Genomic DNA, 12,530 nt, shown 5'->3' with positions numbered 1-12,530 from the left:
TATGAAAACAATTGTAGTCTTTAATAATAAGGGGGGTGTTGGAAAAACAACATTTTTGTGTAATCTTGCTTCATGTCTTCAAATAAATCATAACAAAAAAGTAATAGTTATTGATGCAGATCCACAAGCAAATGCAACTACATACACTCTAAAAGATGATCAGACATTTGAACTGTTTTCAAAAATAAATTCTTCAGGAACATTGAATGATATATTTAAAGAATTAAGAAAATCGGGCTATTATTTTGACAAAGAACTTCCAATAATTAAAAGTAATCGTTTTGGATTTGATATAATTCCTGGTGATCCAAGTATATCCTTATTTGAAGATTTTTTGAGTAAAGATTGGTTTGATAGTATTAATGGAGAAGCTAGAGCTATTCGAACTACATTAATTTTTGACGATTTGAATCATAAATTAGAAAAATTGAATTACGACTACGTTTTTTATGACGTAGGCCCTTCTTTAGGTGCTATAAATAGGTCTGTTCTGATGGCAGCAGATTATTATATTTTACCAATGGCATCTGATATTTTTAGTTTGAAAGCTGTTGATAATATTAAAGCCTCTTTAAAAAGTTGGGGCGACAATTTTAAAAAAGGTTTGAGGGAATATGAAGAAAATGAAAACGAAGCTTTTAAAATTGATGGAAAGATAATTAACTTCAAACTTACTTTCATTGGGTATATTACTCAACAATATGTAACTAAAACTAAAGATGGCCAAAAAAGGGCCGTAAATGCTTATGAAAAAATCATTAAACAGATACCTAAAGCTATAGTTAACAATTTAGCTCCAATAAATTCGATATTAAGTGAAGATAATTTTAAGTTGGGTGAAATCCCAAATTTGCATAGTTTGGTACCTCTTTCTCAATCAGCAAATGCGCCAATTTTTAAACTAACTGCTGATGATGGTGTAGTTGGTGCTCATTTCTCAAAAGTTAAAGAGTATGGAGAAGTAATTGAAAAAATCAAGAATAATTTATTAACCAATATCGCAAAATTATCATGATAAACTGGCCTGATTCATTGGTAAGAGATATTGCTTTAAGAAAATGTGTGTTAGTATTGGGAGCTGGAATTTCTATGAACTCAGTTAATGCAGTAGGTGTAAGACCAAAAAGTTGGCTTGACTTTCTTAATCATGCGGTGTCTTTAATTACTGATAATAATTATAAAAGTTCAATCAAAAAGTTAATAAATAACAATGATTTTTTAACAGCATGTGAAGTAATAAAAAATCAATTAGGAAGAGCTGGTTTCGTAGATTTATTACAAAATGAGTTTCATTTACCTGGTTTCATTCCATCAAATGTTCATGGAACAATTTTTAAATTGGATGCTAAAATTGTAATTACACCTAATTTTGATAATATTTATGATCGTTTTGCTTTACAAGAAACAGCTGGAACAGTATTAATAAAAAAATATTATGAACCAGATGTTGCTGAAACTATTAGACTTAATAGACGTTTAATTATAAAAAATCATGGCTCAATAGAGGATCCTAACCATTTAATATTCAGTAGAAAAGATTATTCTAAAGCGAGGACTGAAAATAGAGCTTTTTATGAAATCCTTGACTCATTATCTATAACCAATACTTTCTTGTTTTTGGGCTGTGGCACTAATGACCCTGATATAAGACTACTTCTAGAAGACTATCAAAATAGATTTCAATATTCAAGAGAGCATTTTTTTGTATTATCCAAAAAAAGTAATCCTTTAGGTGTAAATCAAATTCTTGAAGAAACTATGAATATCAAAATTCTTGAATATGATAAAAAAGATGATCATAAAGAATTTATTGACTCACTTCAAGAATTAGTTACTAAAGTTGAGGGTAAAAGAGAAGAAATTGCAGCAAGTCAAAATTGGTAATATAAAAACAAATACAATTATAAATAAAAAAATATACAATATTTCCTTAATAATTTAGAGCAAACAAACTTGAAACTAGACAAAGGACTAAATGGTGATGCCCAAGACTCATCATAAATATTTTTTTTAAATAATTCAGGAAAAATTGAAATCAGGAACAGCATGAACTTTGAACAATTAATTCAGCAAATAGAAAACGTACATAAAGAAACGCAAAAAATTGCGGTACAACAGGTGAACAGTTTCTTGACTATTCGAAATATTTTAATCGGTTTTTATATTGTTGAATTTGAACAAAATGGTTATGACAGAGCCGAATATGGAGCAAATACCATTAAGGTAATTGCACAACGATTAAAGCATATCAAAGGGATTTCAAGTACTCAATTATACAGATTTAGGGATTTATACAATACCTATCCGCAGATTTTCTCGGCAGTGTCGAGAAAATTCAAAAACTCAACGCTTATCGATCAAAATATTTTCCCGACAGTGTCGGGAAAATTCGAATTAACGGAGCATAACGATTTGTCTTTTGATCCTGAACTGCTTTTAAACCGATTAAATTTTTCACATTTTGTGGAATTATTAAACGCCGAATCACCATTGAAAAGGGCTTTTTATGAGGTACAAACCATCAAGAACAATTGGGGCGCAAGAGAATTAGGCAGAGCGATGAACACCATGTTGTTCGAGAGAACGGGCTTATCCCAAGATAAGGAAAAGGTAATTAAAAATTTCAAAGCCGATAACCATTTCTCGGTCAAAGAGGTTGTCAAAAACCCTTATTTTTTGGAGTTTATCGGACTCGAAGAAAAACATACCTATAGCGAAACTCAGTTGGAAACAGCTATTATCAATCATTTACAAGATTTTTTGACAGAGTTAGGCAGAGGATTTTGCTTTGAAGCAAGACAAAAAAGAATCACATTTGACAATAAGCATTTTAAAATCGACTTGGTTTTTTATCATAGAATACTAAAATGCCATGTATTGATTGATTTGAAAATTGGAGCTTTTGACCACGCCGATGCAGGACAAATGAATGTGTATCTAAACTATTTCCGTAAAAATGAAATGACAGAAGGAGACAATCCTCCAATAGGAATAGTGTTATGTGCCAATAAGAACGAAGCTCTTGTAGAATATGCTACAACTGGATTAACCAACGAAATTTTTGTATCAAAATACCAGGTACAATTGCCAAGCAAAGAAGTACTGGAATCATTTATCAGAAATGAAATTGCATTATCCCAAAACAATAAACAATAAACAACAAAAATTTAAACGGTTAAACAATTAAACCTTTAAACAATTAAACCTTTAAACAATTCAAACCATATCCATGTCCAACATATCCTCAATACTAAAAAGCATACAAAACATCATGTGGCAAGACACCGGACTAAACGGTGATGCCCAACGAATAGAACAACTCGGCTGGATGCTGTTTCTAAAAATATTCTCTGACAAGGACAAAGAACTCGAATTACTAGATGACAATTATACCTCCCCGATTCCAGACGAATTCCATTGGGTAAACGAAAAAGGCAATTGGGCGGGTGATGATGAAGGAATGACTGGTGATGAACTAATAGAATTTATAGACCGAAAACTATTTCCAGCTTTGCGAAATATTGATGTAAGTTCTGGAAACCGAAGAGCATTAATTGTACGTGAGGTATTTGATGGCAACAACAACTACATGAAAAGCGGTATCAACTTTCGTAAAGTGCTGAACAAACTCAACGAAATGGACTTTAATATTGCCAAAGACCGTCACGCCTTTGGCGAACTCTACGAAACCATTCTTAAAGGATTACAAAGTGCAGGTAAAAGCGGTGAATTTTATACACCACGTGCCATTACGTCCTTTATTACTGAAATGATTAACCCACAACTAGGAGAAAAAATACTTGACCCTGCTTGCGGAACAGGAGGTTATCTAACCTGTACTATTGAACATTTGAAAAAACAAGCCAATAGTGTGGAAGAACGTCAAAGTATAGCCGAAAATGTTATGGGTTGGGAGTACAAACCGTTACCTTATTTGTTAGCGACTACCAACTTGATTTTACATGATATGGAAGTGCCTAATATTCGTTTTGGCGATGCATTAGACCAGCCCTTGAGCAACTTTACCGAAAAGCACCGAGTAAATGCAATCTTAGCAAATCCTCCATTTGGCGGTATTGTTGCCAATAATAATGAAACCAACTTCCCTCAAAATTTCCGTACCAAAGAAAGTGCCGATTTATTCCTGATTTTAATGATACACCTTTTAAAAAATGGTGGTCGTGCCGGAATTGTGTTGCCCGATGGTTCGCTCACAGGCGATGGTGTAAAACAAAGAGTGCGACAAAAATTACTAGAAGATTGCAACCTGCACACCATTATACGTTTGCCCAACTCCGTGTTCCAGCCTTATGCAACTGTAGCCACCAATTTATTATTTTTTACCAAAGGAACACCTACCAAAGAAGTTTGGTATTATGAACATAAATTACCCGAAGGACAAAAAGCCTACAACAAAACAAAACCAATACAAGCTAAAGAATTCAACCCAATAAAAAAATGGTGGGACAAACGCGAAGAAAGTGAACTGGCTTGGAAAGTCGATATACAAACCATTATTGACCGCAACTATGATTTAGACATTAAAAACCCAACCAAAGCCGAAGAAGTACATGAATACAATAGTTTGGAGTTGATGGAAATGTTACACGATTCATTTGAGAAAAGTAATGTCTTGTTAGATCAATTAAAAGAAGCGGTGAAATAATGACTACAGCTGAAAAATATAGGCAATTAGAAAAAAGTCCAGTAATAAATATAGCTAGATTTATTTTTAATGATTTAAAAAATGAAGCCACAAATACAACTTTAGAAAAAGTTATTGCTGATATTAAAACTGGTAAAACACCTTCAAAACAAGAAAAACGTTTTTATGAAGATGGTTATTTCGATTGGTTTAAGCCTGATGAAATTGGCTCAGAAAAATATTTATTTAGCTCAAAAGATAAAGTATCTAAATATGCTTTTGTAACAAAACAAGCAACAATTTTTGAGCCTGATACAATTCTCATTAATGCAATCGGCGATGTTGGAAGAATAAGTATTTTAAAAAAACAAGCTTCTTCAAATCAACAAATAACTGGAATACGTTTAATTGAGAGTGTATTAGTTGATTATGCATATTTCTATTTATTAGCCCATAGAGAATATTTTTATGTCGATTTATTCCAAACAACTTTGCCAATTGTAAACCAAAAGAAAATAAATGCCATTCCTTTTTGTTATCCGATAATTGAAGAACAGAAAAGGATTGTAAGGGGCTTAGAAGAAATAGAAAACATAAAATCGATTGATGATTTATATATCATTGACAACTTGAATTGGAAAGAAAAATACAAAGTTATTTGTAGAAACTTTTTCAATTTACAATTTGGAACAAAAGAAATCGTCAATGAACTCACCCATCAACTCGATTTAGTAAAACAACTGCGTCAATCTTTTTTACGTGAAGCGATGCAAGGTAAGTTGGTGGCTCCCTGTGCTTTGGAGAGGGCGGGGGGTGAGGATGGACAAGAACTCCTAACCAAAATAAAAGCCGAAAAAGCCAAGCTTATTGCTGATAAAAAAATCAAACAAGGGAAACTTCAAGTAGCAGAACTTTTAAAGGATCTACTTTTTGAAATACCTGAACATTGGACTTGGTGTAATCTCGATGATATTTGCTATAATATTACTGATGGAACACATCAAACACCTCAATATACAAAATCAGGAAGAATGTTTTTATCTGCTCAAAACGTTAAACCATTTAGGTTTATGCCTGAAGTTCACAAATTTGTTTCGGAAGAAGATTATCAAATTTATATAAAAAATAGAAAACCTGAAAAAGGCGATTTGTTAATCGGTCGAGTTGGTGCTGGAATTGGAGAAACAGCGGTGATAGATCAGGATTTAGATTTTTGCATCTATGTTAGTGTGGCTTTGATTCAGCCTTTTAAAGAATACATCAATTCAGATTACTTAGCACAGGTTTTTAATTCACCTTATGGAGTTAGATATGCTAAAGGAAATATTTCAAGTAAAGGTGGTTCAGCAGGAAATTTTAATCTTGGAAGAATTCGTTCTTTTCAAATTCCTCTACCACCTCTCCACGAACAAGAACAAATCGTAGCCAAATTAGAAGAGTTAATGGCATTTTGTGATGGGTTGGAGCAAAGTATAAAAGAAAGTCAGGGTTATAATGAAATGTTGTTGCAACAGGTTTTGAAGGAGGCGTTGCAACCTAAAGAAGAAATAGCTAATGGTTAATAATTTATCAGAATCATTCAAAAATACTATTTCGCTGGATAATTTGGGGGAAATTGCAAAAGAAACAGCAGAGATAACAATTGATACTTTTTTAAAAGATGGAGTATTAAAAGAATTACCAATAGTAGGCTCATTATTTGGAGTCTGGAAAACTGGTATTGCCATAAGGGATTATCGTTTCATAAGTAAATTGCTGTCATTTTTGGACGAATCATCCAAACTATCTTTTGAGAAACGAGAAAGGATTATCGAACAATTAGAAGATGAAGAATATCAGTCAGAAGCAGGTGAAAAACTTTTGGCAATTATTGATCAATTGGAAACAGCTTCTAAAGCAAAATTATTAGGCAAGACTTTAGTTCTTTTTGGGAACAAAGAAATCACAAGAGAAGAGTTTTGGCGTGTGACTTATATTATAGAAAAACTACCTATGCCCGATATTTTAGCCTTAAAAGAATGGAGAAACATCGAATTAAATCTGGTCGAAGATGTTAGAAGGCACTTGTATCTTTCTGTTGGATTAGGATGGTTTGTTCTGGATTTCTCTTCAACAGGCTTCTGTTGGCAGGAAAGGCTTTGTGAAATCTTTGAAGTAAAACTAATAGGTTAAAAAAGTAAGGACAATGGACTTCGAGAAATGCATTGTAACCTATAAATAAAATTAAGAACTAAAATATAAAAGAATGAAATTAGATCAGTTATATTCATTAAGAAAAAACTTTACTATCATTGGACTTACAGGTAAGGTAGGTGCAGGAACTTCAAAAATTGCCGAAATTTTATCATCAAATGATTTTATAAGTAAAATTAATATAGATGATTTCAATTTAGACCAAAATAGACCTGAAGACTTAAAAACTAAAATTTGTTATAATTATCTAGAAGCAAATGATAACTGGAAGAATTTCACCGTAATAGAATATAAATCGGTCTTACTACTTCACTTGCTATTCGAAAGTGTTAAAGCAACAAAAGACAAAAAATCGATTGAAGATGCTATTTCAAAGACAATTGAAATAATTGGACAAAATGGTATTACTGGTAGATTCAAAGACATCTACATTAATAGATTTGATGTTAGTGAAGATTATCAATTACTTGCCGAATTTCTAAGAAATAACACTAAATGGTTTGATGAAATCAGTAAGATTAATTTTGACGAATATGATTCATTAAATAATTATCTTAAAGATAATAGAACGGAGAGAAAAATTTATTTGTTATTTTATGCCAACTTTTCGAAGTTTTCCGAAGGTTTTTATGACGTATTAAATAAATTAAATTTCACAAAACGAACTAGATTATTACATGATTTAGCTAATAATTTGAGACTATATGGCAATGTCATTAATATAGAAAATGAAGTAAGAAATTTAGAACATATATATACAGTTGCAGAAACGATAAATTATTTAATTAAATTATGGAAATCAAATAATACTCGTCATACAAAAATTGTTATAGATTCTTTAAAAAACTCATTGGAATTAATGTATTTTAAAGAGAAGTTTTCTGCTTTCTATATGGTTGCCGTCAATAAAAGTGAAGTTGAAAGAAAGAAATATGTTAAAGAAAAATTATCAAAGATAGTTGGAGAAGATGCCGATAGCAAACATTTTAAAGAAACACTGAAATTAGGAGATTCTGAATATGATGGTAAAGATTTCAGTGAGGGAAAATTTGCGTATCCAGATATTGAGAACTGTATTCAAAAAAGTGAATATCACTTATACTTTTCAGAAAATGACAAAAAAAATGATATTAATAGACAATTAATTAAATTTATTTCACTTATTCATCAACCTGGAATAATTACTCCTTCAGGAATTGAAAGATGTATGCAAGTTGCTTATAATGCAAAATTAAATTCAGGTTGTATTTCACGTCAGGTTGGAGCAGTAGTTACGGATGTAAATTTTTCAATAAAGTCAATAGGTTGGAATGATGTTGCCGAACATCAATTACCATGTAATTTAAGATCAGTTAAAGATCTAATTAATGGTGATAACCCCAATCATTTTAGTGACTATGAAAAAAATGGAGGTAAATTTTTAAAAGGTGAAGAAAAATATAGTTTCAAGGAACTTGTTTCATTAGATTTTAAAGAATTAGAAAATAAGGAAACAAATTTAGGAGGCAGAACATGTAGTTTTTGTTTCAAGAGCCACCAGAATGCTTATGAAGGTGAAAAGAACCAAGTACACACTAGATCTTTACATGCTGAAGAAAATGCAATGATGCAAGTGGTTAAGAATGGAGGTTTAGGTTTGAAAGGTGGAAACTTATTTACAACTGCTAGCCCATGCGAATTATGTTCAAAAAAAGCTTTTCAATTGGGAATAAAAAATATTTTCTACATTGACCCATATCCTGGTATCGCAACGAAACATATTTTAAAAAGTGGTATAGATTCAACAAAAAATCCGGAATTATTAATGTTTCAAGGAGCTGTTGGTAAAACATTTCATAAATTATACGACCCATTTATGCCTTATAAAGATGAACTTACAATACTAACTGATATTAAACCCAATATTCCTCAATCGGTAAAAAACAAAAATTTAAAAAGTATTTTGACTCATAAAATCAGTGATAAAATCCTGAAAAATAGATTAGAAGAAATTTTTAATGATGAGGATACTGCGTTTGAAAATATAATTGATTTACTTAAAAAAGGTATAGAAGAAAAAGTGCAATAACAAATACCTTGCTGTAAACTCCTTTCTTTCCTGATAAATGGAGAAATTTAATTATATCTTAAAACATCATGGTCAAACAAAAGGCTCTACGAAGTTTCATGACTTCGTAGCGTTAAAAACCTAAACTAAATCATGATTTTTTTCATAATTAACTACACATGATAACAAGCAACAAAATCCGTTGCTTCTTCTAAAATAATTATTAATTCATTGAAATACAATAAATTGTTTGGTTATTAGCAAGCAAGCTCAATAAATCTACAAAATGGATTAGCTAATTTAATTTGTTCTGGAGATTTACAATCGGGTTCAAATAATCTTGGATTTCCTATCATTATAAACATAGCTCTTGCTCTTGAAACTGCAACATTTAATCGATTAGGACTATATAAAAATTCCATACCTCGTGGAGCATCCTCAGGAGATGAACTGGCTAAACTATAAATCACAACAGGTGCTTCTTGACCTTGGAATTTGTCCACGGTACCAATAGCTACATCTGGAATTTGCTTTTGCATTTCAAAAACATTACTGTTATAGGGAGTAATTATTTTTATATCATTAGCTGTCAATACTTTCTTTATGTTTTTCTCATCATACCAAAATACATCACCTTTTATGAGTTCTTGGACAATTTTTTCAATTTCATTAATTTCTTCAATTGATAAATTAGTATTTCCTTCATGTTCAACAGCTTTATAATACAACCCTGAACCAATAAATTGTGTATTCCCTTCAATTCTTTGATTTTCTAACCCCCCAATAGTGTGTAATCTTGATTCATAAAACATTTCGGAATCAAAAAAACAAATATTGGGATGCATCCTCCATGTGTTAGCCAAAAATATTCCTTTTTCTACAGAAATTGTTTTTTTTCCTTCTAACAAATGTTCCAATCCTGAAACTTCGGTTCCTTCAGGATGAACTCCTTTTATAGGTTGTTTTAATTGTTGATGGTCACCTAGCAAAATTATATTCTTGCTAGCATGAGATACTACTAAAGTGTCAATTAATGCAAATTGTCCAGCTTCATCAATAAATAAATAATCCAAAGAATCATTAAGCTTTTCACTACACCACATAAAACTAGTTCCGGCTATAAGATGATACTTTTGAATATGATCTGAAATGTCATCGACTTTTTTAGCCATAGTCCAAGGATAATCTTCATCCTCAGTAGAGGAACCTTTATAGATGATTCGCAAATCAAAAGATTCCTTATCGGCTAATTGTTTTACTTTTTCAAGTAAATTGATAATAACCTTATGACTAAGTGCTGTGATTCCAATACGTTTTCCTTTTTTAATCAAATCAAAAATCATATGACTTCCTGTAAAACTTTTTCCTGCTCCAGGAGGTCCTTGAATAGGCAAATAACTAGAATCTAATTTAGTAGCCCAATCAATACTTTTTTCCAATAGATTATTAGCTGTACCAATTAAAGGTTGTGTAAGTTTAGGCAACTCATTTAATAATAAATCTCGAGTTACCTTATAGTCAGGAAGGTCATTTTCAAAACCATTCGCAACAATCCATTCTGCAAAACGTATTAAATTTTCTTCTTTATCTTTAGTACTAAATTGCTCAAACTTGATAATGGTATGAGGATGCATATCTTTGATACTTGGACCTTTCTTTAGCTTGATTATACCTTGTAATTCATCAATTTCAATAATTTCCCCTGCACTACCACCATTCTCATTTTTTATTTGATTTCCTGGTCGAAGCTCACATTCTTGATTTGGAAAAGTATAAGTGTCAATAAAACTCCTCTTCTCTGGAACACTTTGTCCTGTAAATTGTAAATAGGTTAAAACAGTCTTTTCATCAATCAATTCATCCGGTTCCAATTCCAAAATTCTATAATATTCCCACCAAAACGATTTTTGTTCTCGTCTATACCAATCAAGCATATTAGCCAAAACAAATCTTGCTTGCTGCTCTTTAGTGCGTTCTGTTACATCTAAAGGAATTTCATTCATTAATGCTTCATAAATAGGTAAGATACGTTCCAAATGAGCAGTAACATGTTCAGGAGTTTCTACTTCATTAGGTATTGGTCTAGGTATTGTCTTTCCATTTAATGCCAAAGTTTCTCTTTCTTTTTCTAACCATCGATGTAAATGCAATGTAGAAAAACAATCATCTTGATTATAAAGCTGTATCGCTTGTTTCATTTCATCAGCTATCAATTCAATTTTTTTACTTTCCAATAAAAATTCAAAATCAACTTTAAATTTAGATAAGGTTCGTAAATCCATTTCTCTAATAAAACCATGAAATTTTTCTAAATCTTTTAACGAATATCTTTCAACACCTGCTCTTATCGATTGTTTTAAAATCCTATGTAAATCAACAAAACAATTAGTTCGTAATAAAATATCTATTTCATTTTCCTTTGTCGCATATTTACCCATCATCCGCTTTAAAGCTATAGTTTCATAAGGAGCAAAATGATAAATATGTAAAGCTGGAAATTCTTTTCTTTTATCAAAAACAAAATCGATAAACTGTTCTAATGCAGTTTTTTCTTCCTCCATATTGGTAACCCAAATACAATTATATTTCTCTTGAAATACCCAGCCAAATAAATACTCTAATCCTGTAGGTTCAACCAAAGGATCTCCCTCAAAATCTAAATAAATATCACCAGATGTTGGTTCAGGTAAATTGTAAAAACCTGTATTTTCTTTAAGTTCTATAAGTTCGTGAATCGGCTTTTGTAAGGTTCTAGTTTCGTTTTGTACTCTTGCTTGTTCTCTTAACTTAGTAAATGTTTCTTTTGAACCTTTATTAGGTTTAAATGGAATTGGTAAAGGTACTTCCGACATTGCTTGTAATGTTGCTACTCCGTGTTGTTTTACCTCCTTGATTTGTGAAGCCCCCATACCCGCAATAAAACTCAAATGATCATCTTTCCTTCTAATACCATTACAATGTTCCCACCAATTACAGATATCACAATGAGAACAAGGTTCTGGATAAGTTTCTGTGGGCGTTGAAATGGCAGTTTCTAATCTTTTTTTAATTAACCGCAAATAAGAAATATAATCATTTACTCGATATACAATTTCACTTTCAGGTGTTCTTACACGCATACTTTCAGGCAAAATACCTTGAATATCTGCAATAGTTTCAGAATAAAGAGCTATTTGCAATATTGTACCAGCTCTTGTTTCTGTTGATAGTTTAGTATCAATTACCTCATAAGACCAATCACCTAATTTACTAGGTTGCTTGACCTTTACAAGAAAATCAGCCCAACCTTGCCATTTTTCATTACTCAATCTAGCTTGATAGATATAATCAACGCCCTTAACCATAGCGTCAATTGTCTTTTGTCTAGCTTCAGGTTCATCTTGTTGAATTTTAGTGATTGTATAACCTTCTGCTTCTAATTCATTTAAAAACGAATTTTCAAAATCAATTCCTCGCTCTCTTAAAACATCTAAAACCCTGTTATTACTATAAGGTTTCTCTTTTAATCCTTGTACAACATCAAAATTAAGATTAGTTAAATGCTTACAATGAATGTGATTAGATAAATCGGAAGCAGAAAAAATGATTTGATTATTGGATTTTCTCATTGATTAGATTTTTTTTAATTTTTTCTAGTCGAAGTAA

General features: G+C 31.3%; 8 protein-coding genes. 7 read left to right on the top strand and 1 reads right to left on the bottom strand.

From position 1 onward, the window contains the following. Position 1 precedes the first annotated feature (1 nt). The 7 genes from OZP12_RS04805 to OZP12_RS04775 all read left to right on the top strand — a co-directional run bounded on the left by OZP12_RS04805 (position 2) and on the right by OZP12_RS04775 (position 8,906). A complete protein-coding gene (locus OZP12_RS04805) occupies positions 2 to 1,015 on the top strand; it encodes a ParA family protein (RefSeq protein ID WP_281227920.1) in 1,014 nt (337 codons plus the stop codon). Continuing rightward, positions 1,012 to 1,884: an SIR2 family protein gene (locus tag OZP12_RS04800; protein WP_281227919.1), complete on the top strand. Its 873-nt coding sequence runs from the start codon at positions 1,012 to 1,014 to the stop codon at positions 1,882 to 1,884. The genes OZP12_RS04805 and OZP12_RS04800 overlap by 4 nt, the downstream gene beginning before the upstream one ends. 162 nt (positions 1,885 to 2,046) lie before the next feature. Then, positions 2,047 to 3,156: a PDDEXK nuclease domain-containing protein gene (locus OZP12_RS04795; protein WP_281227918.1), complete on the top strand. Its 1,110-nt coding sequence runs from the start codon at positions 2,047 to 2,049 to the stop codon at positions 3,154 to 3,156. 73 nt (positions 3,157 to 3,229) lie between these two features. Then, the gene (locus OZP12_RS04790) at positions 3,230 to 4,666 is read left to right on the top strand and encodes a class I SAM-dependent DNA methyltransferase (protein ID WP_281227917.1); all 1,437 of its coding nucleotides are present in this window, start codon (positions 3,230 to 3,232) and stop codon (positions 4,664 to 4,666) included. Beyond that, positions 4,666 to 6,207 (top strand): restriction endonuclease subunit S, encoded by a 1,542-nt coding sequence (locus tag OZP12_RS04785; protein WP_281227916.1) that lies wholly within the window; start codon positions 4,666 to 4,668, stop codon positions 6,205 to 6,207. The genes OZP12_RS04790 and OZP12_RS04785 overlap by 1 nt, the downstream gene beginning before the upstream one ends. After that, on the top strand, positions 6,200 to 6,817 hold the full coding sequence (locus OZP12_RS04780; protein ID WP_281227915.1) for a hypothetical protein: 618 nt from the start codon (positions 6,200 to 6,202) through the stop codon (positions 6,815 to 6,817). Before OZP12_RS04785 ends, OZP12_RS04780 begins: the two co-directional genes overlap by 8 nt. 73 nt (positions 6,818 to 6,890) lie before the next feature. Next, positions 6,891 to 8,906: a cytidine/deoxycytidylate deaminase family protein gene (locus OZP12_RS04775; RefSeq protein WP_281227914.1), complete on the top strand. Its 2,016-nt coding sequence runs from the start codon at positions 6,891 to 6,893 to the stop codon at positions 8,904 to 8,906. Positions 8,907 to 9,142: 236 nt separating this feature from the next. Here OZP12_RS04775 and OZP12_RS04770 read toward each other — a convergent pair whose 3' ends face one another. After that, positions 9,143 to 12,493 (bottom strand): TM0106 family RecB-like putative nuclease, encoded by a 3,351-nt coding sequence (locus OZP12_RS04770; RefSeq protein ID WP_281227913.1) that lies wholly within the window; start codon positions 12,491 to 12,493, stop codon positions 9,143 to 9,145. Positions 12,494 to 12,530 lie beyond the last annotated feature (37 nt).

The organism is Flavobacterium aquiphilum, assembly GCF_027111335.1.
Classification (GTDB): domain Bacteria; phylum Bacteroidota; class Bacteroidia; order Flavobacteriales; family Flavobacteriaceae; genus Flavobacterium; species Flavobacterium aquiphilum.
The sequence above is the reverse complement of the archived record's forward strand: the minus strand, read 5'-3'. Positions and strand labels throughout refer to the sequence as shown.

What these genes read in the sequence shown, in the direction of transcription:
- OZP12_RS04805 (WP_281227920.1), top strand. Translation starts at nt 2, where the DNA reads ATGAAAACAATTGTAGTCTTTAATAATAAGGGGGGTGTTGGAAAAACA.
- OZP12_RS04800 (WP_281227919.1), top strand. Translation starts at nt 1,012, where the DNA reads ATGATAAACTGGCCTGATTCATTGGTAAGAGATATTGCTTTAAGAAAA.
- OZP12_RS04795 (WP_281227918.1), top strand. Translation starts at nt 2,047, where the DNA reads ATGAACTTTGAACAATTAATTCAGCAAATAGAAAACGTACATAAAGAA.
- OZP12_RS04790 (WP_281227917.1), top strand. Translation starts at nt 3,230, where the DNA reads ATGTCCAACATATCCTCAATACTAAAAAGCATACAAAACATCATGTGG.
- OZP12_RS04785 (WP_281227916.1), top strand. Translation starts at nt 4,666, where the DNA reads ATGACTACAGCTGAAAAATATAGGCAATTAGAAAAAAGTCCAGTAATA.
- OZP12_RS04780 (WP_281227915.1), top strand. Translation starts at nt 6,200, where the DNA reads ATGGTTAATAATTTATCAGAATCATTCAAAAATACTATTTCGCTGGAT.
- OZP12_RS04775 (WP_281227914.1), top strand. Translation starts at nt 6,891, where the DNA reads ATGAAATTAGATCAGTTATATTCATTAAGAAAAAACTTTACTATCATT.
- OZP12_RS04770 (WP_281227913.1), bottom strand. Translation starts at nt 12,493, where the DNA reads ATGAGAAAATCCAATAATCAAATCATTTTTTCTGCTTCCGATTTATCT.